Genomic DNA, 25,027 nt, shown 5'->3' on the forward strand with positions numbered 1-25,027 from the left:
GGAAGTGCGCTTGTACCTGATATATTGAAATATATGGATAAAACCTGGCGTATTGAGACGCCAGGTTTTTGTTTGGCGAAGAAATGGAAAAATTACGCGTCGCGGTATGCCCTGCTGCTTTTATCGGACTTTATGAAATGCCAGCCAATGGCCATAGCCATGAGTAATGACAAAACCAGTCCCATGATTCCTTCTCCATTTTGGAAAAAAATATCTCCAGTGATAATGCCTTGCTTATTGGTATAAATGTTGCCGAGAAACGCTGGATTCAACATATTCCAAACCCAATGCAGTAACACGACAGGGAGCAAGGCCCCAGATAGGTAATAAGCATGTGAAAATGCGAATGAAAAGAAGAACGCGGTAACAGCTTGCACTAGGCTCACCGCCATTGGATTGCCGATCCCGGTGGATTTGGCGAGCAGGAACACCAGGGGAATGTGATAAAGCGCCCATACAAGCCCTACAAGAATCGTTGCTTTAAATTTTCCCATAGATGAGGTGAAATGCTTTAACAAGAAGCCTCTCCAACCATATTCCTCTCCCCAGAAAACAGGGAAATCCAACAAAAAATAAAGTGGGAACATATACAGGGATTGCATAAATGATGAAAACGAGGTCGGACTCACCGATCCGATTCCGCAAAATAAGGAAATAATGGACAGAGCGCCAATAAAGAGTAAGGGATAAAAAATTGCGAACAAGATCGCTTTGGCATTGCAATTTTTAACGATGGACAACACCTCGCCCCACAGGGATTTTTTATACGCCCATATTTGAAAGCAGAGGGCGATCACCGCGGGGGTGATCATCACGTAAATGATATTTTCCACGGTGCTTTGGTACCCACCCGTATAATAAGACATGCCTTCAATCGCCCACGAAACCAGTAAAACGACCGCAATATAAAGATAAACAAAGCTGATTCGCATATTGGAGCGATTCACGGTTATTCCTCCTCCCAGACAGTCTAGTTGAGACAACTTTACTTTATTTTTAAAGTTGACTATTGATTTTGTTGCTCTATAGTGATAAGTTTACTTTTTATTTTTATTATACTAAATATAAAAAATAATATTTGTTTATGTAATATATTGAAGGTTGTCTTTATAACGACTAAGGGATGATTTCTGTTTCGTTTGACAGTATAACGGGAAGTAAAACGTGAAAAATAAAATGATTTAACTATATAAGAGAAAAAGAGTTTGAATGAAGTGATTAAAGAATTTGATTTAGATTACGTATCATGGGAATAATGAATAAATTGTGAGTTTAATAGGAAATTTGTGGACGCACTGACGGGTTTTGATTAAAATTGAATTTGCTTATAAAATTACATATTCATTGAATAGGAGGTTTTGTTTTTGAAACGTTTTCTCACTCTAATACTTGTACTTACTGTTTCATTATTGTCTGGATGCGGAAGTAAAGAGAATGAGAACAATGCAGAAACGAGCCAAGTAAAGGAAGAGCAAAAATCGGAAGAGACAGCAAGTACAGCAGATGCTGTAGAACCTAATCAAGCTCATAAAGAGATTGAATTCAAAAGTATCAACTGGATAATGGGAGCGCCTGATCCTGAGCCCACCGCAGGAATTTGGGTCTACAACAAAGATAAGCATCCCTCCAGTTTGGACAACCAGGATTGGGATCATGAAGATATGCTTTATGTACAAGCGAGCAAGAAATATAAACATCAACAGATTACAATTAAAAAGCTTCAGGTTATTGAGAATGATGTAATTAAAATTATTGTTTCTTGGGAAAAGGATATTGGTAGGGAATTGCCACCACGGGATTATGTCACGGTTGAAACTGGTGCACTAGATGGAAAGAAGTTCATTGTTGAAGACATGGATGGACAAAAAGTGGATATTAAATAAAACGCCCTAGGAGAAGCCTTTAAAGTTGGAGGGAACTATGAGTAATAAGCTATTTCTCTGCTTGCTAATTGTGGGCCTTCTTATAAGTGGTTGTTCCCATTCAAATAGCACACAACCTACTGAAAAAAAACAAGTGAACAATGAATCCAAAGACAAAGAAACTGTGAAGATTCCCGAAGAATTAAAGGGAGTTCCCTTACCTCCGGCCGGTAAATATTCAGGTGAGAAATATAATTGGGCCAAAGTTAAACAAGAACTGGATAAAATCCCCAAGAACGCTGATGGAAAGACGATTCTTAACAAGTTTTATGAGCTGGCAGCGGAGGATTACACACCTTACTTTAAGTATTTTCAAGAATTTGATACATCTATCATCAAAGTTGATAAAGGCCCCGGCGGAATGAAAAGCTTGAAACTACCTGAAGAAAAGCCAGTGAATATTGTAATTTTGGTTGATTCAAGCGGCTCTATGGCTGCAAAAGTATCCGGTGGTCAAAAGATGGATTTAGCGAAACAAGCAGTTGAATCATTCGCCAAACAAATGCCCGACGGAGCTAATGTTTCACTTACTGTCTATGGCCACAAAGGTAGTAATAACGAGAAAGATAAGGCCGTTTCCTGCAATAGTATTGAAGAGGTTTACCCGCTTGGAGCTTACGATGAAAGTAAATTCAACAATGCTTTAAACAAATTTCAACCAACCGGTTATACTCCGTTGGCAGGAGCTATGAAACTGGCCAAGCAAAAGCTGGCCAACCAGAGCAAGGCCGAAAATATTATTTATGTAGTGAGCGATGGAATAGAAACTTGCGGCGGGGATCCTGTTCAAGTGGCAAAGGAGCTCCACACATCCAATATTAAAGCTGTAGTAAATATTATCGGCTTTGATATTGATGATGCTGGACAAAAAGCGCTTGAAGAGGCAGCTCGGGCTGGTGGTGGCAAGTATAGTTCGGTAAATTCCAAAGTGGATCTGGAAGACTATTTTGCAAAAGAGCGGGGTCGACTTTATGATGCATGGTCTCGCTGGGCTGGAGAGCATTATGACAAGGCGTCAGATGTATCAAATAAAAAATACAAAGAGTTAGAAAAGAAGTCTGCCGAGATGTATAAAATAACAGAGAGAGAAACAATTCGTTTCTATCATATGGAAGAGTATTTGGAGAAAGAACGTGGGTTTGAATTCCGACTTCTCTATGATCATGTTGACCAAAAGTTTCGAGAGCGCGCTAACCACATTCATGACTACAACTTATATATAGCGAATGAACTTCAGAAAAAGGTTTTGGAGGAAGCCAATAAGATACAAAAAGAGGTGTTGAACAAAGCAAACGAAGAACAGGATAAGCTTTATTAAAAGATATACAGTCAACTGAAGTTAATATCATGCTTTCCCCTGAACCCGATCTCATAGGTATATGAGGGGAAAGCATTTTTTTCTACAGTCACATCACTTTTCAGCAAGCGCCTTTTAATAGTTAACAATTTCGCATTGAAATCAATTGGCATGGATAAATTCTCCATCAGATGAATAAATGGATACCTGCGCCCATGCTCGTACTTTGCAAAATGAAAAAAACAATAAAATGATGGTTTGACAGCAGGATTATCCCCATGATATGATCCAAGAGTAACCAATTGGAGAAAGGTGGTATTAATCTCAAACATGGGCACTTTGTTTGTATTCTAAGCTCTCTTCATGCAAAGAGATGATTTGAATGCAGCCCCTGCTTGCCGTGCATCAAGCAGGCGAAGTATGGAAGGTGACGAAGGTTCGTTCATTTTCCCATGCTTTGTTAAAGTGTGCCCAAAAGAGAGGTTAATCAACAGGTCAGATCTGCCTTTCTCAATTCGGCAATAGATCTGATTATAACCGTGGGTGCAGACTGCATTCACGGCTTTTTGCATTTAGAGACATTGTAGGTATTTCAGCGTTTTGGGCAAGGAGGCGTGATTTATTTTAATAGAAAGGCAGGGAAAAGGAATGCAAGCGCAAGAGAAGATGAGTGCTACGCCCACGATATCCGCTTTGCTTAAAAATCGGTTTGTTCAAATCATCCTCTTATCGGGATTATTTTTGCAGATCGGTATTTGGGTACGCAATTTTGCAATCTTGTTGTTTGTCATGGAGAAAACGAATGGAGATGCAACCGCTATATCCATGATTTCAGTCGCTGAATTCGCCCCGATTTTCATCTTTTCATTTATCGGTGGAACCTTTGCCGACCGATGGCGTCCCAAAAGGACGATGATCTGGTGTGATTTTTTGAGCGCTTTATCCATTTTTGCCGTTCTGTTGACACTGATGTTCGGCACCTGGAAAGCTGTCTTTTTCGCCACATTGGTTTCGGCGATCTTGTCTCAGTTTTCCCAGCCTTCAGGCATGAAGCTGTTTAAGTTGCACGTGCCGGAAGCGTTAATTCAGATGGGGATGTCGATTTACCAAACGATGTTCGCCGTGTTTATGATTTTGGGGCCTGTGCTCGGGACGTTCGTCTATCAGCATTTCGGGATCGAAATGGCTATTGGTATAATGGGTATCGCCTTTTTGCTGTCTGCCTTGGTGCTGTTGTTTTTGCCCGAAGATCGGGTGTTGGAAGAAGATAAGGCGCCGTCGTCCGTGTGGCAGGAAATGAAGGATGGCATTCGCTATGTCATGTCCAAGCGGGTGCTGACCCTATTGGGTGGATGTTTTTTAACGGTAGGTTTGGCACTGGGTTTGATTCAGCCATTGGGAATTTTTCTGGTGACCGAACACCTGGGTCTGGCGAAAGAGCAATTGCAATGGCTGATGATGGCCAATGGGTTGGGGATGATTTTGGGTGGCGGTATCGCTATGGCCTTCTCCAAAAACGTCCCACCGCAAAGGCTGCTGATGATGGGTGTTTTCTTCAATGTGGTTGGGATTGCCCTTTGTGGTTTGTCTACTGTCTTATGGCTGACACTTCTGATCGAATTCCTGGCAGGTCTGGTACTGCCTATGATCCATATCGGGATCAATACGCTGATTTTGCAACATACGGAAACGGAGTTTGTGGGTCGGGTGAACGGAATTTTAAGCCCGCTATTTACGGGGGCCATGGTGGTGACCATGAGTGTTGCCGGTTCGTTCAAAAACCTGTTATCTGTTGTGTGGATGTTTGAAATCTCAGCGTTTGTAATGTTCTTGGGTGCACTGATTATCCTTCCCATGTATCGGATGCCGGGAAATCAAACGTTTGAAGGGTCATCCTCGACGGAAGCGCAACAATAATGACATAAAGAAAAAGACCTTGGCCCAATCAGCCAAGGTCTTTTTTATTTTTTACACGAGCGCCATTTTCCACTCATGTAATTCCAATCGGCGAACCCCTTCTTTGACGTAAGGGTCTTGTTCGGCCAATTTTCTTGCTTCCTCCAACGAATCGGCAATGTATATCACCATGCCGCCGGAGCCATCAGCGAAGGGGCCTTTGGCGAAAACTTTCCCTTGTTGTTCCATTTCTTCTAAATAAGCTAAGTGCTGTGGGCGGAAAGCCAGATTTTTTTCTGCGTCTGCCATATGCAGGATTGCGGCGTAATATGCCATTGTAAACTCAGTCTCCTTTGGTGTCTGATTTTTAACAAAGACTGTATTGATTGTAGCATGAAATGTGGAGACCGCCGAGCGCCTGTTTTATTTTTCAACATGCGATGCGAGTGATTGAAGCAACCCCGCCCAACCTTGATCCATGCGATTGCGTACCACTTGATGGCTTTCACCGAACTCGGTGGTTGTATCGGTTTTCCAGCCGGAATGGATCAAAGTAAACGCAGTGGTGTCATCTAACTCTTGTAATTCAAATGTGATGGTCCAATCTTTGCCCCATCGGAAAGAAAGGTGATGAGGAGGGTTGATTTCGGTCACTGTGCAGGGAGACAAGCCAAAGCCGCCGGCATTCAAGTGGAAGGCATGTCCTTGCTTTGGTTGAAAATCGTTGGGCATAAACCAAGCGGCAAGGCCTTCTGAAGTAGCGACTGCTTCCCACACTTTCAGAATGGGTGCCTTCAACACCAAATTGTGCCGGATATCCGGTAATTGAATTGAAGGATTTTCACTCATCAACATGCACTCCAGTCTGTGTTGATAGTGGACCGAACGCTTCCATATCAACATTTTTCATTATTGTTTGCAGGGATTGAGCTGTTATGCTTAGACCTTCTCAGGTGTGTTTCAGTCAGATTTATTTAGGGTATAGGAGGTGAGTGGAGATGTCTAAGCATAAAAGCCAGAGGAGGCAACGGAATGAGAAGGGGAAATTTGTCTGCAATTTTTTTAAATTTCGCAAACCGAGAATGCAGGGGGTCGAGTGATTTATACGAGCATTTGGCCTTAAGGACAGCAGAAGATGGAGAACTGCTCGATCTCGCATCACATGTACGGCCAGGACAGCCTGTGCCCAATCTGTTTCTGGGAGCGGTGCATTTTTTGTTATTGCAAGGAAAGGAACATCCATTGGCGCAATATTATCCCAGTGTGGTGGCCGAGCCCAAAGATCCCAGCCAGGCATTTGCTCATTTTCGGGACTTTTGCTTCACGTTCAAGGATGAAATTATCACAATACTCAAAGAAAAACGGGTTCAGACGAATGAAGTGAGGCGATGTGCCTATTTGTACCCTAGTTTCTGTATGATCCATCACTTGACCGAAAAACCTTTGTCTTTGATTGAAATAGGAGCCAGTGCGGGTTTACAGCTGTTATGGGATAAGTACGCGTATTCATACGGTGATGGACAAACTTATGGGGACGCCTCATCGCCGGTTCTGATCAGCACAGAGATAAGGGGAGAAAACCGGCCATTTTTGTTGCCGACCAGCCCTCCCGTCGCCACCCGGTGCGGAGTCGACTTGCATGTGAGTGAGTTGACTGACAGCGAAAATGTACTGTGGATGAGAGCTTTAATCTGGCCGGAACATACAGATCGGGTTCAACTCTTTGAGAAAGCAGCTGAACATTTCCTCAATGAGTCAGTGGAGCTGATCGAAGGGGATGGGGTTGCTCTGTTGCCGGAATTGGCGTCAAAGATTCCCGAAGAAACGGTGATCTGTATTTTTCACACACATGTGGCGAATCAATTGTCGGAAAGTGACAAACAGAAATTGATTCATCATGTCACTGCATTGGCCGAGTCAAGAGAGGTATTTCACTTATACAACAATTTGCAGGATCGCTATCTGCACTTGGATCGCTTCATCGATGGTGAGTGGCGCACGGTAATGATTGCTGAAACCGATGGGCATGCCCGGTGGGTCCGTTGGATGTAATAAATCATATACTTCCGCCTATGGTTTTATCTAGTTGGTTATAAGCAAGTTCGATAAATTTGGTTAGTTTGGCCCGCATGGATTCTTCCGTCCGCGCATCCAATCCCCACTGAGCCATGCTAAGTACCGGACGCAGTGCCGCGCAAAGATCCCAGTAAGGAAGAAGGGTAAAGTCGACAGCAGGCATCAGCGCTCGGTATTGCTGAGTGAAGTGGTTCATCGCATCGTGCCCGAACGCCCAAAACAATTCCAGCCGACTGTTGGCAACATCGGACAACGGATCTCCCACCGCTGCATCTTCCCAGTCGATGACGGCCACTAGTTGTTGATCATGCCATAATATATTGCCCGGCCAAAAATCTCCATGCAATAGGACAGGCTCATTCTGTTGGGGTAAAGGCCAATTAGATGTCAGCGTATCCCAGATAAGCCGTTCAACTTTAGATTCGGATGGTTGGCGGCAAAGTGTTTGCCGATATATCGCTGATTGATCAGGAAGAAAAGTGATACCCTGCCGTGCATAATCAACGCGATGGATTTGAGCGAGAGCGGCCGTAAATTGATTGAGGTAATTCGTTAAATCAGCGGGGGAGAGCTCGGTTCGCCCTTCAACGTATTCCATCGCAATGCAGGGGGTTGGGAAAAACATGCTGGATTCCTCGATGTGCAAGGGGGTCGGTACGGGCAGTCCCAGGGCATGGAGTACTTGCAAGAGTTGAAATTCATCTCGCGCCGCATGGGGATTTTGGGCTAAATCCGCCTCGCCGTGGCGACGGACGACGATTTTCCGCTTTTGACCATCAGTACCCACCATCTCAAGGGCTGTCACCTGTGCCGAAACGCCTCCTTTCAATTCCCATGCACGTACCCATTTGCCATGAGGGTCGATGTGCTTAATCAACTGTTCCCATTGTTCATTGGTTGTAACTGGAACCATGGATTGATGCTCCTTTTCTGGGGGAATGCCGTTTTCTCTTTTGTTTCACGCTTTGTTCGAGGATAGTTTAACTGATTCCTTCCCAGATGTGAAGGATTGGGATGAATCTCTGCGAAAGTGAGCAACATAGGGAGGCGAAAAACAATAGAAGGATGACCCAGAAAGGATGCAGGAGCCATGAGTAATGTGAAAATAAGCCCTTACTTATATCTACCTGGCAATAGTGAAGAGGCGCTGAATTTTTACAAAACCGTGTTCAATGGGAAAATCGAGCGGTTGCAACGCTTCAGCGATGTGCCTGACATTTCCGTCAGTGAGGAACACAAGGATAAAATCTTGCATGCCCACCTGACGTTTGGGGAACAAGAGATCTTTTTTTCAGATATGATTGAACATCATGTCTATGGGAATCAAGTAAGCCTGGCTTTGAAGTTTACGCAAGTGGAAGAGATTGAAAGAGTGTTTCGGGCATTATCTGAGGGTGGGGAAGTATTAATGCCTCTCCAAGACACATTCTGGGGAGCCAAGTACGGGAAGTTAATTGATCGTTATAGGGTGAATTGGGATTTGAACTGCCAATTGTAATGAAGTTCACCAGAAGTTCCAGCTCAACAGGGCTAGGAACTTCTGGTTGTTTAAGTGTCGGTTAAATTCTGTTATTTCATCATACAAAGGTAATAAAACCATCTCCCCTTTTAGGGTAATTCCATATGACAGGAATTTGACAAAGTTTAGATCAAAGAGGAGGCGTTTTTTTGAACAGCAGGTTGCCAGTATTGGTGAGCATGGTATTGTCTATGTTGGTTGCTGCCATGGATTCGACCATTATGAATACAACCATGCCAGTTATTGCGAAAAGTTTGGGTGGATTTGACCTTTATGCATGGGTGTTTGCTGCCTATATGATTGCGACAACCGTACTTGCTCCGGTGGCGGGTCGGTTATCTGATTTGTTTGGCAGAAAGCGTGTTTTTGCTTTGGGAATTTTCCTGTTTTTAATCGGTTCAACCCTTTGTGGAGTGGCACAGAGCATGGTTCAACTCGTGGTTTTCCGCGGAGTTCAAGGAATTGGTGCTGGCTTCATGATCCCGTTTCCGGCTATTATTACTGGCGATTTGTTTTCTGTGGAGCAACGTGGCAAGATTCAGGCGCTTGGTACAGGGATGTGGGGATTGTCAGCGATTATGGCTCCCATGTTGGGTTCATTTTTTGTTGAGTATTTAACTTGGCGATGGATTTTCTTTATTAATATCCCTATCTGTATCCTTGCGTTGTTGACTTTGTTACCTTATCAGGAGAAGTACACTGCAAAGCCAGCGCGAGTGGATTATGTTGGCGCGCTTTTATTCTCCGCAGGGGTGACATTATTGCTCATGGTCACGGTGGTGGATGAATATCGATTCCTATATGGACTGCTTGGCGCATTGTTCATCTTGGGCTTTTATTTGTTCGAGACAAAACAAGCGTCGCCGCTCGTTCCCTTTTCCATGTTTGATGATAAAAATATTCGCTGGATGAATATCCATGGCTTTTTCGGCTGGGCGGCATTGTTTGGAACAGCGAGTTTTATTCCATTATTCCTGCAAAAAATGGCACATCTATCTATATTGATGAGCGGAGTTGCGTTGCTTGGGTCTGCAGTTGGGTGGATGAGCGCAGCGGTTCCGGCAGGGAAGTGGATATTGAAATATGGCTATAGACCCTTATTTATTATTGGGAGTTTGTCGCTTACAGTGTCGGGCGTGCTTTTGGTATTGTTACAAGCGGAACATGGATTTTGGTATGCATTCTTTGTGATGGTCGTACAAGGATTTGCTTTCGGATTGTTGTCTACAACCGGTGTGATTGGAGCTCAACAGCTGGTTCAAGCGCATCAAAAAGGGGTTTCTACATCTTTTCTAATGTTTACTCGCAATATTGGCACTGCGGTGGGTGTGACCATCATGGGGATGTTTTTGACGGAAGCGACAGATTTTATGAGCGGCATTCACCGTATGTTTCTATATGGCTTGATTGGAAGCATCATCGCTTTGATCAGCGCATTTTTTATTAGTGATGGGAACAGGGAAAGGGCATTGATCAGATGAGCTGAAGTAGCACCGCGTGTTCAAGTCGGCCATTAGGACGAATCGATGCAGTTGTTGAAATGGTTTATTTTATTCCCTCTATTCTCCGTTTTTGTATTGAGTGTATGATCATTCAATAATGAGCTGGTGTTACGGAGTACTAAATTTGGAGGAAAAAAGTGATGCCACGCACGAAAGAAGAAAACGAACGTATTCGGCGGATGACCAAAGAGAAAATTCGGATCGCGGCAATGGAATTGTTCATGAAACAAGGGTATCACGCCACGTCAGTTGATGATGTGGCCAAACACGCTGGCATATCCAAAGGCCTTCTTTACAACTACTACAAAGGGAAAGAGGAGCTTCTGGCGACGATGGTCGAGGACAGAATCAGTGAATTGGTTCAGGTGATGGAAGAAGCCAAGGCCATTGAGACGCCTGCCGGACAGCTCAAGCATATTGTCGAGGGCGTGATAGATAATGTCTATCGAAAACCCGAAGTGTTCCGTTTCTATCTCCATCTGCAAACGCAACCAGAATCTGACGAAGTGGTGGCAAAATACAGTAAGCGCTTGGTTGAGGAAATCACCAGACAATTTGAACATCAGTGTGATATGTTTGAGGGGTAAGTCCGAGATACGTGTAAAATATACAGTTATAAATAGAAATTTGTTCCAAATCAAAATAACACCAGCTCCCTTGCCTGTTTCACGTTAAGGGAGCTGGTTAGTTTATGACTTGCTATTCCACAATGCTAGTTGGCAGGATTAATTGTGGTTCTGGGGGCTCAGGTGCATTGTCCATGTCAATTACATAGTCACCAAAGCGCTTTATGTGACTGGTCATGTAAGGACTCAAAGTAGCTACGGCTTCACTTTCGATTCCGTATCCTTCTCTGGTCAACTCCCGTAGCACGGCTGTTAAGTCCACTACATTTTGAAGAATAACTGCGTTTGCAACAAGATCATTGTACTTAATCACCTTTTCTTGCTCTTCTGGATCATTATCAGCAATAATGCTTTCACCGCCGAAAAAGAGCCATTTAGAAAAGCCATTATAAGCTTCAGCCTTGTTTGTGGTAGCTGTGATTTGTTGGCGAAGCTCCAAGTCTGAAATATATTCCAGTAAAAACACGGTTCGCACTACCCGCCCCAACTCTCGAAACGCTTTGTATAGTCGGTTCTTACGGCTGTCATTACTCAGTTTACGAAGCAATGTAGCTGAAGAGATTTTTCCGGCCTTGATCGAAAGTACGACCTGAAGTAAATCCTTCCAATGGGTTTCAATGAGTTTCCAATTGATTGTTTCAGTAAAAAGGGAGTCAATGTGCTTATAGCGAACGCCTTCAAAGGGGCGGAAAAACGTCAAGTCTTTCAAGTTTCGAATCCGGGGCATCAACTTGATTCCTAACAGATGGGCCAAGGCAAACACGGGTGTGGATTGTCCTTGGGTATCCGCATGTACGGTATCAGGCTGAATATTGGATTTGTTTTTCAGTAAGCCATCAAGAATGTAAACAGCTTCCCAGACCCCGCAGGGTATGAAGTGACTGAATAACGCTATGTAGTTATCGGATACATGGTGATAAGCGATACCACCGTATCCTCCGTACCGGATATGATATTCAGCCAATAGATTTTCCTCATAGATATCGTATTTGGTTCCGTCCGCGGCGGCCGTTTTACCACTGCCCCAAAGTTGGGGAAGATCGAACCGGTAATACTCATTGATGATATCTTTAATTGCTTGATCCAGTTTTTGTGCCGTCACGTGGCGCTGGTTCACGAATGAGAGCATCTTAGGAGTGACCAACCCCCGCATATGCCGAGCAGCTTGGGCAGGTCCAAGATTGCAGCCGTACGTAAAGGTATTGAGGATATATCGTTCCGTCGGTCTTTCCAGTTTCGGATCAGATCCAGATAGCGGCCCAAAATGACGTGTCCATCTGATCCAATGTTCTACGTTACACAAGATATCAAGGATGCTCCGTTCCGGCATCCTTTCAAGGACTAATTTCTCCAAATGCTTTTGATCCACTGTACGTTCTTTTGCCCGGACTTTCTTTAATTCCGGCTCCCCTTTTTCGTTGATGACAACAGCATCAGAGTCAGGGTATTTGCAATCGACAGTTCGGCAAGTGTGGTTCATCCATTCCTGTAATTGTTGGACAAACTCTTTCCCTTGTTCAGGAAAATCCATTTCATCAAGGTATTCAGATAAAAGAGGCTGGCATTCTTCCCAAGATAGAAGTTGCTCGCGGTAATCGGCAAAGTCATCAGAATCTTGAATGCAGACATCTCCTGTTTTCAGTTCCGTTGCCAAGTAGGAGAACACACACACCTCTAAATGGCGGCGAGCAATTTGATATCCGCCAACACGCTGTTTAACCCGGATGATACGGCGCCAAGCATCAGAAGCAAACGACAAATCCACTTCATCTTGGAGCCACTCTTTTCGGCTATTTTGGTGTTTCTTCACAAATTCGAGGGCCTGAATTAGACGGCCGTCCTCTGAAGTGGAATCAAGCTGAAGGGAATTAATCAGCCGGAACAAGACGGGGCGATGATTCTGCCGAAAAAACTTAAGAATCAAGGGCAGGTAGTTGTTTCCTTGGCAGGAAGCGACGGCTTCACAATCATCGAGAAGATCCGGAATGCTCCCTCGGGAAGCTAAAACCTCTTTGATCAAGCGTCCCGCTTCCGCATCTTCAGGATTATCCTGTAAGGCTTGTAACACTTCTGTGAATGCCAAAACCAAGGACTCTGTTTTCTCCCGGTGTTGCTCTCTTATTTGCTCCAATTCTTCTTTAGCAGCCTTATGGAGGCTGGCCATCCGCTTAATAAACAAGGTTCCAAGGTGATCTCGTGTCTTTGTTTGGGAGCGATAGATCAGGCAGAGAAGAAGTGCGGCTCGTTTTGCCTGTGAAAAATCTTTCATCTCCCGTGCGTCCAGTGCTTTGGCTTGAGCCGCAAAATGGCTCACTTTGGCCGGTGAGATGCCCTCTAAGTACGGTCTTGCATCCCCAAAAGTTGTTAACCAGGCCAAATGATCCAACCGCTCCCGGATCTCCGACAACTTGGGCTTTTTAGGAAGGTTTTTCAAACGATTGTATTCGCTATAGTGAGATTCTCCCCGTTCCAGTAATTCATCCAACCGTTTGATTTCCTGATTGCCTAGACGTTGGAACACCATTTCAAAAAATCCGTCATTGACCGATTTTCGGATATGACGCGCCAAACGATCCAGCGTACTAAAAGCTGGGAGTTCATAGTTTTGCCGAATCAGTTCGGCAATGGCCACATTGATCAAGTCTGCCGGATGATCCATGACTTGGGCTGCCTTTTGCACCGCCTCTAAGGCAATCCGTTGGGCTTCCTTCCCGTAGGATTGGATGCCTCGGAATTTCCGGATAGCTGTCTGGTGTTGATACCGAGTTCGTGGTTTATCATATCCTGGAACAACTTCTGGAGGTAGTTTCATTCGGTCACGGATATAATCGACAATCTGAGTAGGCACTTCTTCGAGTTTAGGAAAATAGCCCAACCGTTGCGAAGTCTTCAACAAAATCATTGCGCTTAGCAAGGATTTTGGACCCCGTGTTAATTCGTATACAAATCGAACTTCTTCGCTTGAAGGTTTATATACCCGTTCCAACTCTTTTTCGGTGTATGAACGCTTGAGCCGGGGATATGCAGTACGTTCAATGGATGCCAAGGTCAATCCCCCCTCATGCTGTAGTCATGTTTATTTTCACATAAATCATGGTGGTGTCGAGACTGTCATGACCCTGATCAGTTTTATTTAGAACTGGTTATTTTTATTTTCATCTTTGACAAAAATATAAGTACATGCTTATATAATGATGAGGTGATGAATATGATGGATTGGGAGCAGATGGCGGAGTGTCATAAAGCCTTGGCGGACAAAACTCGCTTGCGTATTCTCGCTTTACTAAAAGTGGAGGAATTATGCGTATGTGAGCTGGTAGCAATTTTGAATATGACGCAGCCGGCCGTTTCTCAACACATGCGGAAATTGAAGAACGCGAAGTTGGTGAAAGAACGCCGGAATGGTCAATGGGTTTTCTATTCATTAGATGGCTCCATGTACCCTTTCTTTCAATCGGTACTAGAGACACTTCCAGATATGCGAAGTGAAATCGAGGAGTTAAAGAAAAGTGGGCGAAAAGTAGTCTGCGATTAATGCTCCGTCCTCATCCTAAAACTTATTAAGAAAGGTCGTGATGGAATGAGTGGAGTCATGAGAAGACTCTCCTTCTTGGATCGTTATCTTACGTTATGGATTTTTCTTGCCATGGTTATTGGTATTGGATCCGGTTATCTATTTCCAGGTATGGTGAAAGTCTTAACAGAACTACAGGTAGGTACTACATCCATTCCTATTGCCATTGGATTGATTTTGATGATGTACCCTCCACTGGCCAAAGTTCGATATGAGGAAATCGGGCAAGTATTTCGGAACTACCGGATCCTCAGTTTATCTCTGATCCAAAACTGGGTGATTGGTCCTATTTTGATGTTCGTGTTAGCTATCCTTTTCTTAAGAGATGATCCTCAATACATGGTTGGTCTTATTCTTATCGGTCTTGCTCGATGTATTGCTATGGTTATTGTTTGGAACGACTTAGCAAATGGAAACAGAGAATATGCCGCTGGGTTAGTTGCCTTCAACTCGATTTTTCAAATTCTCTTCTATTCAGTTTACGCGTATATTTTCGTCACGGTTTTACCGAAATGGTTGGGATTAGAAGGAGATGTCGTCAATATTACCATGGGCCAAATCGCCGAAAGTGTTTTGATCTACTTGGGAATTCCTTTCGTTGCCGGCATGATCACCCGTCTTGCATTGGTGAAAGCTAAAGGACGTGAATGGTATGAGACTAAATTCATTCCTGTAATCAGCCCCATTACACTCATTTCATTGCTGTTCACGATTATTGTCATGTTCTCCTTAAAAGGTGAGTTGGTCCTTCAATTACCGTTGGATGTAATTCGAATCTCCATTCCTCTGTTAATTTACTTTGTTGTAATGTTTCTTGTTTCGTTTTATATGGGCAAAAAGGTTGGAGCAGATTATTCAAAAACGGTCTCTCTTTCCTTTACTGCCGCAAGCAATAACTTTGAGTTGGCCATCGCAGTTGCGATCGGTGTCTTCGGTATTAACTCAGGGGCTGCTTTTGCTGCTGTCATTGGTCCACTTGTAGAAGTGCCGGTATTGATTGGACTCGTAAACGTCGCATTTTGGTTCCGACGCAAATACTTTGCACAAAAAATGATTGAATCAAGCTAAAATCTATATTCCAAAGAGGAGAGAACAACGATGTCAGATAGGAAAATTATTTACTTCCTTTGCACAGGAAACTCTTGCCGCAGTCAAATGGCGGAAGGGTTTGGAAAGAAATATTTAGGCGATCGATTTGACGTATACAGCGCAGGGATTGAGGCACATGGACTTAATCCAAAAGCAGTGAAAGTCATGGCGGAGAAAGGAATCGATATTTCCAATCAAACATCCGAGATCATTGATCCGGAGTTGCTGAATAAAGCGGACTACGTTATCACTCTCTGCGGCGATGCCAACGATAAATGCCCGATGACACCTCCTCATGTTCACCGTGATCATTGGGGATTTGAAGATCCAGCCAAAGCCCAGGGAACTGAGGAAGAAGTATGGGAAGTGTTCCGCCGCGTTCGAGACCAAATTGAAGCACGGGTTATAAAGTTTGCGAAAGAAGGGAAATAACGAATAAAGAGTCACTCCCTGTACAAAGGGATATGACTCTTTATCCGTTAATCAAGGTTTTCTATAATTAGCTTTTCAACGATGACACAATCAAGCCATTCGCCATCTAATTTACTATGTTTTTCATAGATTCCAACTTCTCGAAACCCACAGGCTCGACACAAGGCCCTGCTCGCATGGTTGAAATCGAAGATTCTTGAGACCAGTTTCCAGTAACCACGCTTCGCACATGCTTCCACCAGTGAATGGAGCAGATGTTTCCCAATTCCCCGGCCTTTATAACCATCTCGAATATAAATGGAAAATTCACCAATACCCCGGTAGCAGTCTCGAGATCGGTAAGGATGGACACATGCAAAGCCAACTACCAATTCATCAAGCACCGCTACCAAGATGGGATAATGCTCCTCTTGCTCAACGATCCATTTCCGCCTGTTTTCCACTGTATATAAGGATGTTTCAAAAGTGGCTCGTCGTGTTTGAATTCCTTGGTTATATATTTCAGTAATAGCCAAAGCATCCGAGGGAAGGGCTGAACGAATGATAACCATGGGATCCTCCTGTCTTTCTGTTTAAGTTAATGATCCAGATTTGTTCCGACAGTTTCAGTCTCCAAGAGATAACGGCGCTGGAGTTCGTCTTGAAATAACTTCATCGTAGTATAGTTGATCGCATAAAAATTCCATTTTCCTACCCTGGTCTCGTGAAGGAGACCTGCATTTTTTAATTCTCGCAGATGATAAGACACTTTGGATTGCGCCATATTCATTTGCTCTTGAATATCACAAACACAAACACCACCAGAACAACAAGCAACAGGAGGCGAAGCACCCAGTTGATCGTACCCAGATTGGATGAGATCGAGGATTTTGATGCGAATCGGATCGCTTAGGGCCTTAGCGATTTGAGCAAATTTTTCTGCAGATAAGGACATCATGCCCACCTCCTTTTTGCTGATTATGAGCAGCCGCAATCGGTTTCTGTTTGTTTGGATTCGTCCAATGTGCAACAAACGGGCGATTCATTGGATTTATCTTCGCTATCTGCTAATACTGTAAACACTTCCCAACGGTGTCCATCCGGGCTGGTGACCCAAATTTTATCCTGGCGAGCATAGCAGCAAGTTGTATTCATCTCGTCAAAAGTAGTCAGTCCCTCTTTTTGAAGACGTTCTTTGGTAGCCAAAACATCTTCAGTGGATTTTACTTGAATCCCCAAATGATTCAGTCCGCCACTTACTTCTCCGCCTTCATTTAAAGTAAAATTCAAGGCTGGTTGTTCCAGATCAAACTTAGCATATCCAGGGCGAACTTTCACCGGCTCGACGCCAAACAATTGCGTATAGAAAACAACAGATTTGTTCAAGTCTTTCACGTTAATCGCTACATGGGGTTTTAATAACATCGTTTTCACTCTCCTGTTATTTCATATCAACTTTTCTTGATTCAATTATACATCAAATAATTTTGATGGGTAAATAGATAAATCAAAAAAAGTTGATGTTTTATTTATTGCAATGTCCTTAAAGGTAGACCTTTAAAAACTATGAAATACATGCAGATTGATGCGTTTAAAAATGTATGAAAATCACTTTTTAAACGTTTATGAAAATACATATACCTTTGGAAACGTAATCAGATACAATAACAGGTAGAAAATGCATTTTCTGGAGGAAGTTCATGGTGAAAATCGGTTATGTTCGTGTTTCATCTGCAGATCAGAATGAGGAACGCCAAATCAAAAAAATGTTGGAGTTAGGAATCGAGGAACGGATGATCTTCGTTGATAAGCAAAGTGGGAAGGATTTTGAGCGGCCCGGTTACCAGACGATGAAGCGTATCCTACGCAAAGGGGATCTTCTTTATCTTGACGCTCTTGATCGCCTTGGCAGGGATTATGATGGGATCATCCAGGAATGGAAACAGATTACGAGGGAAATTCAAGCAGATATTGTGGTGTTGGAAAACGAAACATTGTTTGATAGCCGCAAATATCGAGAGATAGGGGATATCGGCAAACTCATGGAGGACCAGTTTTTGAGTCTCCTCTCCTATGTTGCCGAACAAGAACGGAAGAAAATCAAACAGCGCCAAGCTGAAGGCATATCGCTTGCAAAAGCTCAAGGTAAACATTTAGGAAGACCCAAGATCAATTTACAGACGCTGTCCCATGAGCAACGCCAGTTATTAGCCTCTCACTATCCGAGATGGAAAAACAAAGAGATTACAGGCGTTGAATTCATGCGATTACTTGGGTTGAAAAAGAACTCATTTTATAAGGTGGTCAAAGAGTACGAGAGCATGTGATATCTATAAATAATTGTAAAGCCGTTCCTTTACTAGGAATCGGCTTTTTCCAACTTACCCCATTTGCAACTGTATATTTTACACGTATCTCGGACTTACCCCTTTGAAAGGCTGGGAGTCAAGGAACCAAGGATGCGTTCGTTATACTTTTCATCCGTGCTTCAAGGAACCATGTTCATGCTGTCCACTTACCCGGAACGGTTTCCTGTAAAAGAAGTAAAGGAGCAAATTATTCAGGAGTTTTTGGATATGTCTGATGATTAGAGAGAATCTCAGCCGACAGGGGAGTCGGCTGTTTATTTTATGGGAGCATATCTGGTGAATATTCTTTCTCATTGCTAGAATAAGATTAAGATTGTTCGGCATTCGCAGCAGTGAAACACGTCGCTTTTGCTTCTACCCAATTCTTTAACTAGCAATGAAATCTGGAAAAAATGGATCTGATAAATGCCGGACAGGCAATCGTCAACTGTCCGCCATCGCTTATGAAGAAAAAATATATATCATTGCTATCCTTTTTTTAATGTGCGTGCTATTTACAACATGCAGGGTACCAGGTATTTACGGCAGGTGGTCATTACGTTTGATGGGCGCAAACTCATATTCAGGCAAGATAAAGTGTGTGATATAAGATCCGGGCAGAATATGAATAGCCGCAACGAAAAAATGGGGTGCAGATATAAATCGGAGTCTGAATTTTTAACTTTCTGACGGGACTGTGTACAGAGATACTCAAAATATTGGCCGCTATCTGACCCATTTGATCTATTTGGCCGGAGGCAAAAACATATTCGACGATATACAAAAAGAGCTAGAAGATCTGTCTGCCAACGGTTTATCGTAAGGCCTCTTTCCGCAGCCGCTGAGGAGGTACGCGTACAGCTGGCACTGAAGATTCTCGCCAAAGGAATGTATCAGGCCATATTAAGATGCGGATAAACAGTACGTTTGCAAAGAATTGAAAATTCAGGTATCACAAACTAAATTTAAACCCAAACAAGTTTGCAAAGCAAACAAAAGCTAAATAAAAAACAATCAGAAAGTATAACACATGATAAGGAGAATACAATATGAATCAACAGATTCCTGATGTATCAGATCAAACCTTATCCCATATCGCCAAGAAATACAACCTCAATCCAGCCCGATTGACAATGCTTGCTGGCAATGTGAATAAGGTATATGAACACGAGAACCCGGAACATCCCACCATTCTTCGGTTAACTCCTGTGCAGCGCCGAACATTGGATGAAGTGCTGGCCGAAGCTGATTTTGTACATTATCTCGCCCAGAAGGGAGGGCCAGTCGCCGATGTCATTCCAACCAGTGACGGCAATCTGGTAGCAAGCACAGAACAGGGATGGCACGCCGTTTTGTTCGTGAAAGCCCAAGGGCGTTTGCCAAGGCAAGAGGATTGGAATGAACAGTTTTATTATATGTGGGGGAAGTTAACGGGCTGGTTGCACGCCCAAGCGAGTGTATATACTCCGGCGGTTCCAGCTCGCAGGCGCCAGTGGTGGGAAGATGACTTGTTAAAGATTGAAGAAAGCATACCACAATCTGAAACGCAAGTATTGCTAAGAGCGAGAGAGTTGATGGATCAATTGCATTCGTTTTCCAAAGACTCCAACAGTTACGGTTTGATTCATCATGATCTGCATATGCGTAACTTTTTCATTGATGATAACCGTATCATGGTATTTGATTTCGACGATTGTTGTTATCATTGGTTCATCAATGATATTGCAGTCATTCTTTATCACGCGTTGGCAAGATTCGGCAAACCGCCGGGCCGATGGGATGGAGAAAAGGCATTCGCCGCCCATTTCTTGACGCACTTTAAACGCGGATATGAGACCGAACATCAGCTGGATACCTTTTGGTGGTTGCAGTTACCTGTTTTCATGAAACTGCGTCGGGTTGCCATCTATGTTTTTTATCATCAAGCGCTGGACTTTAAGCAGTTGTCAGAGGAATGGGTTGATGTGATCCACCGCACTCGCCGGGACATCGAACAAGACTTTCCGGTGACTCAATTGGATTTGGCAGATTGGCTTTCGTCTTAGGGGTAAATGGATAGAAATTTCAAACATTCATTACACGATATAGGAGAATCTAATATTAGACTCTCCTATTTTCTTAAGAAAGGATATGAATAATGGTTTACTCAGGCGTATTTGAACGCTTTTTCCTTTTAGGAATCAAGAAAGTGATCTTTTCTTCTGCTCAATGGTCGAAGTTTGACTTGCTCAAACGAAACTACCCTTGCATAGACAAAACCTTGTTTCCTGCTCTTCCTTCTGATGAAGAAGGAGAGGAACATTTATTTTTCTACGATGAAGAATTAAAAGAGGAAATCTACCTAAAATACATCAAAGGCAATGAACATATTAAGCCATATACAGAAGTATACCATCGCTTACTGGGAACCATTTTAGGATTTCCGCCAAAGGCAGTTGACTTCTTTTCGTCGGGTGAACATGAGAAACAGCCACATAAAAAGGTTTTCCTTCAATTTGGTGGTGTCCAATGTGTTGCAAGCATTGATAATCTGGTGGAAGATGTTGAGTGGTTATGGGAGAAATATCCCTATCCTGAAAGCGATATTCTAATAGCTAAGTATAAATACGATTACGTCGATTTTACTTATGGAGATATTAAAGCAGTGAAAGAAGCGCAGCAACATGGTCTAGCATACATAGAGAAGCAGTTAGAAAAAGAGGCAAAAAAGATAGGAAAAGGGTTCAGCCTTAATGACTAAGCGTAACATTTGTCTTCAAGGGGCATGCAGTTGTGCCAAGAATGGAGTTCTTTGCCCAAGGGTATATACCCACAGATCAGCGTCACATTCCATCCTCTCACTCAATTAATCATAATTTAATATAGCCGCCCATCTAGGACGGCTTAATTGTTTCTTCAAGCTTCTTCAGCCAAAGCTTGTTTACGAAGCTGTTTCGTTAACAAATCGGCTTGTCTTACGATTTCGGGAATGCGGCTTTCCTTGCCGACGAAGTGCTGAGTCAGTCTGAGCACTGAAGGTAAATCGATGTAATTGCCTACAGACACATAGATGGGTTTGACGCCATCTTGGGTCCGGAGGACTGCTCCCACTACATCTCCCTGATCTTTGATCCACTCCACACTTCCTTGAGTTTTTTGAGGTTCGGGATATTCTCCAATGAAGTGCGTTTTGGCAATGCCGATGGTCGGTTTGCCAATGAAGAAAGAAGCATGGGTTGCCAAGCCGACGCGTTCGGGATGCAACATGCCATTCCCATCAAAGAAAACCAAATCTGGCTCATAATGAAGCTTTTCCCAAGCCTTGAGAAAGAGGGGAAGTTCACGAAAAGCCAAGAATCCGGGTACATACTCTTGAACCACTTCATCAATATGGTAGACGGTTTCTTTTATCTGCTGAGTGGCATAATCCATGATAACAATGACGGCGACAGCTCGGCGGTCATCTGGAAAGTAAGCTAAGTCTACACCGGCCACATCTTTGGGTTGCCCCGGATAGGGAGTGATCTGAATCTGTTGCCGGAGTGATTGCTGAATGGCCTTCATCTCATCCAGTGACAAATCAAAAGAATGAATTACATTGATGTTCATAACTACCTCCGAAGATGCTAGACCTTGGGGACCTTGTCTATGTTATCTTAACACAAGGTGTATGAACATTCTTAACGTGATGCATGATTGGTTCAGGCGGCAGAATCCGTGTAAAAGATTCTTGGCAGAAAAAGCCAAACGCCACCGCAATTTCCAATATGCGCTTATCACTGCTGACAAGTTCCTCCGCCGCTTTGGACAGCCGCCGTTTGCGAATGTAATTGGCAGCCGTTTTGCCTACGATGCGATGAAAAACGCGGTGAAAGTGGTAAGGGGAATAAGCCGATTGTTCAGCCAATGTAGACAGATTCAGATTGGAGTCGAGATGTTGATCGATGTAGCGCAAGGTCTTCTCGATCGTATCAGCCAAGGATTTGTCCTGATCCAAGTCCATCCTCCTTCCCGCTGATTTCACTATACTAGACGGCGCTAATACGTGTTTGATCATTCTTGCTATGTTCGACATGGGGCGAGTTATGGGATGGCAACACCTCAGCCAAAAGCGACGAAAATAACCAATAAAGCGAGCCAAATATTTGGCTCGCTTTATTGGGGTAGAGGGAGCGAAGACCAATTTTGGTGCCATCTCCCCATAAAATGGAAAATGACTTGAGAAACCATTTAGGTAACTCAAGTCATTTGATATATTCTACTTGGTCATTATTTTACTCTGTACATGTTCTTCTTTGGTAGCATTAAGACGCCTAGTTTTGATAAATAGTGACAGAACCGTGGTAAGGGTGAATAGTAAGGCAGTGATCATGTAAACCGTTCTAACCCCCAAGAAGTCTGCAATTGCTCCCATGATTAGAACTGAAAAACCAAATGTAACGAACATAATGGTTGTTACCGCTGCAAAAACCTTTGGCAACATATCCTCACGAGTTTGAGCTTGAATAAATGTTCTTTGAGCAATACTTCGTAACTGGTTGGGAAGACCCATTGCAAAGGATAGGAAGAGCGCCAACCAAGGATTCGAATTAATCGCAAAACAGAAAGTGGCAGCACTCAGTATTGCACATCCCCATAAAATGCTCTGTTTCACTCTTTCCTCGATGATCCGTGACAAACTCCAGACAATCAGCCCACCTAAAATCGTGCCCACAAAGTAGCCAGAATTGATGAATCCCCACCAGATTTCCCCTTTGTTTAATGCTTCTTTGACAAAAACGAGTAGAATGGAACCGGTCCAGATGGCGCCGCCAAAATTAGATACCAGTTCCATAAATGAAATGATCCTCAGATCGAGATCTTTCCAGATATACTGCCATCCATCGATGATTTGTTTCCATTTTCCAGAGTTCTTCGTTGATAAGGACTCTTCATTGGAGGAGTCTGTCACAAATAAAAGGCAGAGTGTTGATAAAACCATGAGCCCAGTGGTGATCAACATCACCGATGTTGTACCGAGGTAATAAACCAATACCCCTCCAAGCGACCACCCTACAAGCAAAACGAATTGATCCGAAGTCGTCAGTAAGCTATTCGCTTTCATTAAGTAATCTGCCGAAACCAAACGAGGAGTTAGTGCATTCCTTGCAGGTAGAGCACATCCGTGGATTACAGAAATCCAAAAGACTAAGAAAAGCAGGGTCATTGTCAGCCAGGTGGAATGCCCATCTAGATCCAACAAAGCCATAACTGCAAATAACAAGGTTTGCCCCACTTGAGAAATCCAAATTAAGTGAAGCAATTTCATTCGATCCATCACCAACGGTACCAAGATCGTACTGATTGCCTGAGCAATCACGCGAAGTAAAGGAAAGAGCCCTGAGATAAACGCCGAGCCGGTAATTTTGTAGATCACTGTAACGATTGACAGAATGTATAACGAATCTCCCAAATTGGATAGGGATTGACTCAACCAAAGCATTTGAAAAGAGATATTTTTTTTCATGGAAGCACCTCTTTTTTCAAATGATAAAAGTGATCAATCGACGAAACACCTATTAATCACATTGGGTTAACCTCACTTCGTCTGATTATTTTAGAAAAAAATTAAATATTAACTATTTTCCATATTTTAATGATATAATATAGATGACTTCGGTATCCGAAGTTTTTGTTCTCAATAAATTTTTTAGGAGGTGCTGGCAAAAGCAAAAGAAAGGATTTTGCTTTATTCCAAAAATCATTACGAAAGCAAAAGCCCCGCTTTGCTGGTAATGATGATCCACGACGAAAACAAGAAGAAGTAAGCCACCTAATCAGTTAAGTGCAGGGAACTGGCCCTTCCCTGCACTTCTTAAAAAGGAGGTTTCTGTATGTCGTGTGTCCAGCCAAAGCAGGGCAAACAAACATGTTTTCCTTTTCTGCACTCTAAAAACATTATACAAAACATTGAAACAATTATCACGGTTTTTAATCCGGAAACCCCAATCTCAGAAGAAAATCGTAAAAGGTTATTCTTTGACGTGATCAATACCTTACAATCCTCTTCTATTCCGAACAAGCCTAATGGTATCCATATGCAATTCGACAACGAAGCCCTTACTAACCTGATTGTAAAATCCACCATGTTGTCTCCAGAAGACGTGGCGGATGGCAAGCATTTGTTCAATGATGAGGAACGAGAAATGATCCAATACAAAATGGAGAAAGCATTGGACCTTATCAAAATCTTGCATCCGAATCTGCATTATCTTATGACTCAATTGATTGGTACATTGTACTTCATTAAGAAGGAAGGTAATGGCGGTGATTCCGTTTCCAGTCTAATCGGGTTGATTTGGCTCAATCCTCAGCCTGATTGGACCGTTATCGATTATGCCGAGTGCATGTACCATGAGTTTATCCATAACTCTCTGTTTCTCGATGATATGGTCAACACCATTTTTCCAGATACAGAAGTGTTGGGTACGGAAGACGCGTTGGTTACCTCATCTATCTTGAAATGGAAAAGACCATTGGATCGTTCGTTCCACTCTGCTGCTGTGGCGATTGCTCTTTCCCATTTCTACACGATGCTTGGGGATACAAAAAAAGCTCAGAGTTACTTGCCTTCTGTTGAGCAAACTGTGGAGGAGCTTAACAGTAAAACGAAGTATTTGGGTGAACAGGGTGTATTAACTCTTAATCAAATGAACCACTTCCTAAAAGCAAGAGATTACGAAAGCCTTTCCAAATTTCTCTTTTGAGAAATTTATTATATAAAAACCGATCCTCAATAAAGGATCGGT

25 protein-coding genes and 1 pseudogene are annotated in these 25,027 nt (G+C 43.1%); 15 read left to right on the forward strand and 11 right to left on the reverse strand.

The window, feature by feature from the left end; genetic code table 11:
* Nucleotides 1-92 precede the first annotated feature (92 nt).
* Nucleotides 93-947 carry a type II CAAX endopeptidase family protein gene (locus tag NYR52_RS08410; protein ID WP_132220397.1) on the reverse strand — a complete coding sequence of 285 codons (855 nt, stop codon included), beginning with the start codon at nucleotides 945-947 and terminating at the stop codon, nucleotides 93-95.
* Between the two features lie 417 nt (nucleotides 948-1,364).
* Here NYR52_RS08410 and NYR52_RS08415 point away from each other — a divergent pair, with 417 nt between their 5' ends.
* From NYR52_RS08415 to NYR52_RS08425, 3 genes are all read left to right on the forward strand, one after another.
* Nucleotides 1,365-1,883 (forward strand): hypothetical protein, encoded by a 519-nt coding sequence (locus NYR52_RS08415; RefSeq protein WP_132220398.1) that lies wholly within the window; start codon nucleotides 1,365-1,367, stop codon nucleotides 1,881-1,883.
* 37 nt (nucleotides 1,884-1,920) lie between these two features.
* The gene (locus tag NYR52_RS08420) at nucleotides 1,921-3,240 is read left to right on the forward strand and encodes a VWA domain-containing protein (protein ID WP_132220400.1); all 1,320 of its coding nucleotides are present in this window, start codon (nucleotides 1,921-1,923) and stop codon (nucleotides 3,238-3,240) included.
* A gap of 627 nt (nucleotides 3,241-3,867) precedes the next feature.
* Nucleotides 3,868-5,136: an MFS transporter gene (locus tag NYR52_RS08425; protein ID WP_259435444.1), complete on the forward strand. Its 1,269-nt coding sequence runs from the start codon at nucleotides 3,868-3,870 to the stop codon at nucleotides 5,134-5,136.
* 51 nt (nucleotides 5,137-5,187) lie between these two features.
* Here the strand turns inward: NYR52_RS08425 and NYR52_RS08430 are convergent, their stop codons facing one another.
* Together NYR52_RS08430 and NYR52_RS08435 are read right to left on the reverse strand one after the other, a co-directional pair.
* Entirely contained in the window at nucleotides 5,188-5,451 is a 264-nt protein-coding gene (locus NYR52_RS08430; protein ID WP_132220404.1) for a YciI family protein, read from the reverse strand.
* Nucleotides 5,452-5,538: 87 nt separating this feature from the next.
* Nucleotides 5,539-5,964 carry an SRPBCC family protein gene (locus NYR52_RS08435; RefSeq protein WP_132220406.1) on the reverse strand — a complete coding sequence of 142 codons (426 nt, stop codon included), beginning with the start codon at nucleotides 5,962-5,964 and terminating at the stop codon, nucleotides 5,539-5,541.
* 183 nt (nucleotides 5,965-6,147) lie between these two features.
* Here NYR52_RS08435 and NYR52_RS08440 point away from each other — a divergent pair, with 183 nt between their 5' ends.
* Complete coding sequence (locus NYR52_RS08440) at nucleotides 6,148-7,167, forward strand: DUF2332 domain-containing protein (RefSeq protein WP_259435445.1); 1,020 nt, start codon at nucleotides 6,148-6,150, stop codon at nucleotides 7,165-7,167.
* Between the two features lie 4 nt (nucleotides 7,168-7,171).
* On the opposite strand, the gene NYR52_RS08445 is transcribed toward NYR52_RS08440, so the two are convergent.
* Nucleotides 7,172-8,104 carry a phosphotransferase family protein gene (locus tag NYR52_RS08445; protein WP_259435446.1) on the reverse strand — a complete coding sequence of 311 codons (933 nt, stop codon included), beginning with the start codon at nucleotides 8,102-8,104 and terminating at the stop codon, nucleotides 7,172-7,174.
* A gap of 177 nt (nucleotides 8,105-8,281) precedes the next feature.
* On the opposite strand from NYR52_RS08445, the gene NYR52_RS08450 reads away from it, so the two are divergent.
* The 3 genes and pseudogenes from NYR52_RS08450 to NYR52_RS08460 all read left to right on the forward strand — a co-directional run.
* The gene (locus tag NYR52_RS08450; protein ID WP_259435447.1) at nucleotides 8,282-8,689 is read left to right on the forward strand and encodes a VOC family protein; all 408 of its coding nucleotides are present in this window, start codon (nucleotides 8,282-8,284) and stop codon (nucleotides 8,687-8,689) included.
* A 170-nt stretch (nucleotides 8,690-8,859) separates the two neighbouring features.
* A complete protein-coding gene (locus NYR52_RS08455) occupies nucleotides 8,860-10,191 on the forward strand; it encodes an MFS transporter (protein WP_259435448.1) in 1,332 nt (443 codons plus the stop codon).
* Between the two features lie 161 nt (nucleotides 10,192-10,352).
* A pseudogene (locus NYR52_RS08460) lies at nucleotides 10,353-10,793 on the forward strand (TetR/AcrR family transcriptional regulator); the annotation flags it as partial.
* A gap of 118 nt (nucleotides 10,794-10,911) precedes the next feature.
* On the opposite strand, the gene NYR52_RS08465 reads toward NYR52_RS08460, so the two are convergent.
* Entirely contained in the window at nucleotides 10,912-13,884 is a 2,973-nt protein-coding gene (locus tag NYR52_RS08465; RefSeq protein WP_259435449.1) for a Tn3 family transposase, read from the reverse strand.
* Nucleotides 13,885-14,046: 162 nt separating this feature from the next.
* Between NYR52_RS08465 and NYR52_RS08470 the strand changes: the two genes are divergently transcribed.
* From NYR52_RS08470 to arsC, 3 genes are read left to right on the forward strand one after another with little or no spacing between them, the layout of a single operon-like run.
* Nucleotides 14,047-14,373: an ArsR/SmtB family transcription factor gene (locus NYR52_RS08470; protein ID WP_022738252.1), complete on the forward strand. Its 327-nt coding sequence runs from the start codon at nucleotides 14,047-14,049 to the stop codon at nucleotides 14,371-14,373.
* 57 nt (nucleotides 14,374-14,430) lie between these two features.
* Nucleotides 14,431-15,480 (forward strand): ACR3 family arsenite efflux transporter, encoded by a 1,050-nt coding sequence (gene arsB, locus NYR52_RS08475; protein ID WP_259436746.1) that lies wholly within the window; start codon nucleotides 14,431-14,433, stop codon nucleotides 15,478-15,480.
* A 30-nt stretch (nucleotides 15,481-15,510) separates the two neighbouring features.
* Nucleotides 15,511-15,933 carry an arsenate reductase (thioredoxin) gene (gene arsC, locus NYR52_RS08480; protein WP_022738255.1) on the forward strand — a complete coding sequence of 141 codons (423 nt, stop codon included), beginning with the start codon at nucleotides 15,511-15,513 and terminating at the stop codon, nucleotides 15,931-15,933.
* Between the two features lie 47 nt (nucleotides 15,934-15,980).
* Here the strand turns inward: arsC and NYR52_RS08485 are convergent, their stop codons facing one another.
* The 3 genes from NYR52_RS08485 to NYR52_RS08495 are packed head-to-tail and all read right to left on the reverse strand — an operon-like array spanning nucleotide 15,981 to nucleotide 17,337.
* Entirely contained in the window at nucleotides 15,981-16,484 is a 504-nt protein-coding gene (locus NYR52_RS08485) for an arsinothricin resistance N-acetyltransferase ArsN1 family A (RefSeq protein WP_198052885.1), read from the reverse strand.
* Between the two features lie 26 nt (nucleotides 16,485-16,510).
* Nucleotides 16,511-16,870: an ArsR/SmtB family transcription factor gene (locus tag NYR52_RS08490; protein WP_029072082.1), complete on the reverse strand. Its 360-nt coding sequence runs from the start codon at nucleotides 16,868-16,870 to the stop codon at nucleotides 16,511-16,513.
* Between the two features lie 20 nt (nucleotides 16,871-16,890).
* A complete protein-coding gene (locus NYR52_RS08495) occupies nucleotides 16,891-17,337 on the reverse strand; it encodes an ArsI/CadI family heavy metal resistance metalloenzyme (RefSeq protein WP_022738259.1) in 447 nt (148 codons plus the stop codon).
* 278 nt (nucleotides 17,338-17,615) lie between these two features.
* On the opposite strand from NYR52_RS08495, the gene NYR52_RS08500 reads away from it, so the two are divergent.
* The 4 genes from NYR52_RS08500 (at nucleotide 17,616) to NYR52_RS08515 (ending at nucleotide 21,000) form a co-directional block, all read left to right on the forward strand.
* The gene (locus NYR52_RS08500; RefSeq protein WP_029072083.1) at nucleotides 17,616-18,239 is read left to right on the forward strand and encodes a recombinase family protein; all 624 of its coding nucleotides are present in this window, start codon (nucleotides 17,616-17,618) and stop codon (nucleotides 18,237-18,239) included.
* Nucleotides 18,240-18,371: 132 nt separating this feature from the next.
* Nucleotides 18,372-18,503, forward strand: a complete 132-nt coding sequence (locus NYR52_RS08505) for a hypothetical protein (RefSeq protein ID WP_375163139.1) — start codon at nucleotides 18,372-18,374, stop codon at nucleotides 18,501-18,503.
* A gap of 806 nt (nucleotides 18,504-19,309) precedes the next feature.
* Entirely contained in the window at nucleotides 19,310-20,305 is a 996-nt protein-coding gene (locus tag NYR52_RS08510) for a phosphotransferase enzyme family protein (RefSeq protein ID WP_132220418.1), read from the forward strand.
* Between the two features lie 92 nt (nucleotides 20,306-20,397).
* The gene (locus NYR52_RS08515; RefSeq protein ID WP_132220420.1) at nucleotides 20,398-21,000 is read left to right on the forward strand and encodes a hypothetical protein; all 603 of its coding nucleotides are present in this window, start codon (nucleotides 20,398-20,400) and stop codon (nucleotides 20,998-21,000) included.
* Between the two features lie 155 nt (nucleotides 21,001-21,155).
* Here NYR52_RS08515 and NYR52_RS08520 read toward each other — a convergent pair whose 3' ends face one another.
* The 3 genes from NYR52_RS08520 to NYR52_RS08530 all read right to left on the reverse strand — a co-directional run bounded on the left by NYR52_RS08520 (nucleotide 21,156) and on the right by NYR52_RS08530 (nucleotide 23,745).
* Nucleotides 21,156-21,848 carry an endonuclease V gene (locus NYR52_RS08520; RefSeq protein WP_132220422.1) on the reverse strand — a complete coding sequence of 231 codons (693 nt, stop codon included), beginning with the start codon at nucleotides 21,846-21,848 and terminating at the stop codon, nucleotides 21,156-21,158.
* A 37-nt stretch (nucleotides 21,849-21,885) separates the two neighbouring features.
* Nucleotides 21,886-22,236 carry a helix-turn-helix domain-containing protein gene (locus tag NYR52_RS08525; RefSeq protein WP_259435450.1) on the reverse strand — a complete coding sequence of 117 codons (351 nt, stop codon included), beginning with the start codon at nucleotides 22,234-22,236 and terminating at the stop codon, nucleotides 21,886-21,888.
* Between the two features lie 261 nt (nucleotides 22,237-22,497).
* Nucleotides 22,498-23,745: an MFS transporter gene (locus NYR52_RS08530; RefSeq protein ID WP_259435451.1), complete on the reverse strand. Its 1,248-nt coding sequence runs from the start codon at nucleotides 23,743-23,745 to the stop codon at nucleotides 22,498-22,500.
* A gap of 367 nt (nucleotides 23,746-24,112) precedes the next feature.
* Here NYR52_RS08530 and NYR52_RS08535 point away from each other — a divergent pair, with 367 nt between their 5' ends.
* The gene (locus NYR52_RS08535; protein ID WP_259435452.1) at nucleotides 24,113-24,985 is read left to right on the forward strand and encodes an aKG-HExxH-type peptide beta-hydroxylase; all 873 of its coding nucleotides are present in this window, start codon (nucleotides 24,113-24,115) and stop codon (nucleotides 24,983-24,985) included.
* The last annotated feature ends 42 nt before the right edge of the window (nucleotides 24,986-25,027 follow it).

It is taken from the genome of Laceyella sacchari (assembly GCF_024927925.1).
Taxonomy (GTDB): Bacteria; Bacillota; Bacilli; order Thermoactinomycetales; family Thermoactinomycetaceae; genus Laceyella; species Laceyella sacchari.

What these genes read in the sequence shown, in the direction of transcription:
- NYR52_RS08420 (WP_132220400.1), top strand. Translation starts at nt 1,921, where the DNA reads ATGAGTAATAAGCTATTTCTCTGCTTGCTAATTGTGGGCCTTCTTATA.
- NYR52_RS08425 (WP_259435444.1), top strand. Translation starts at nt 3,868, where the DNA reads ATGCAAGCGCAAGAGAAGATGAGTGCTACGCCCACGATATCCGCTTTG.
- NYR52_RS08430 (WP_132220404.1), bottom strand. Translation starts at nt 5,451, where the DNA reads ATGGCATATTACGCCGCAATCCTGCATATGGCAGACGCAGAAAAAAAT.
- NYR52_RS08435 (WP_132220406.1), bottom strand. Translation starts at nt 5,964, where the DNA reads ATGAGTGAAAATCCTTCAATTCAATTACCGGATATCCGGCACAATTTG.
- NYR52_RS08440 (WP_259435445.1), top strand. Translation starts at nt 6,148, where the DNA reads ATGAGAAGGGGAAATTTGTCTGCAATTTTTTTAAATTTCGCAAACCGA.
- NYR52_RS08445 (WP_259435446.1), bottom strand. Translation starts at nt 8,104, where the DNA reads ATGGTTCCAGTTACAACCAATGAACAATGGGAACAGTTGATTAAGCAC.
- NYR52_RS08450 (WP_259435447.1), top strand. Translation starts at nt 8,282, where the DNA reads ATGAGTAATGTGAAAATAAGCCCTTACTTATATCTACCTGGCAATAGT.
- NYR52_RS08470 (WP_022738252.1), top strand. Translation starts at nt 14,047, where the DNA reads ATGATGGATTGGGAGCAGATGGCGGAGTGTCATAAAGCCTTGGCGGAC.
- arsB (WP_259436746.1), top strand. Translation starts at nt 14,431, where the DNA reads ATGAGAAGACTCTCCTTCTTGGATCGTTATCTTACGTTATGGATTTTT.
- arsC (WP_022738255.1), top strand. Translation starts at nt 15,511, where the DNA reads ATGTCAGATAGGAAAATTATTTACTTCCTTTGCACAGGAAACTCTTGC.
- NYR52_RS08485 (WP_198052885.1), bottom strand. Translation starts at nt 16,484, where the DNA reads ATGGTTATCATTCGTTCAGCCCTTCCCTCGGATGCTTTGGCTATTACT.
- NYR52_RS08490 (WP_029072082.1), bottom strand. Translation starts at nt 16,870, where the DNA reads ATGATGTCCTTATCTGCAGAAAAATTTGCTCAAATCGCTAAGGCCCTA.
- NYR52_RS08495 (WP_022738259.1), bottom strand. Translation starts at nt 17,337, where the DNA reads ATGTTATTAAAACCCCATGTAGCGATTAACGTGAAAGACTTGAACAAA.
- NYR52_RS08505 (WP_375163139.1), top strand. Translation starts at nt 18,372, where the DNA reads ATGCGTTCGTTATACTTTTCATCCGTGCTTCAAGGAACCATGTTCATG.
- NYR52_RS08510 (WP_132220418.1), top strand. Translation starts at nt 19,310, where the DNA reads ATGAATCAACAGATTCCTGATGTATCAGATCAAACCTTATCCCATATC.
- NYR52_RS08515 (WP_132220420.1), top strand. Translation starts at nt 20,398, where the DNA reads ATGGTTTACTCAGGCGTATTTGAACGCTTTTTCCTTTTAGGAATCAAG.
- NYR52_RS08520 (WP_132220422.1), bottom strand. Translation starts at nt 21,848, where the DNA reads ATGAACATCAATGTAATTCATTCTTTTGATTTGTCACTGGATGAGATG.
- NYR52_RS08530 (WP_259435451.1), bottom strand. Translation starts at nt 23,745, where the DNA reads ATGAAAAAAAATATCTCTTTTCAAATGCTTTGGTTGAGTCAATCCCTA.
- NYR52_RS08535 (WP_259435452.1), top strand. Translation starts at nt 24,113, where the DNA reads ATGTCGTGTGTCCAGCCAAAGCAGGGCAAACAAACATGTTTTCCTTTT.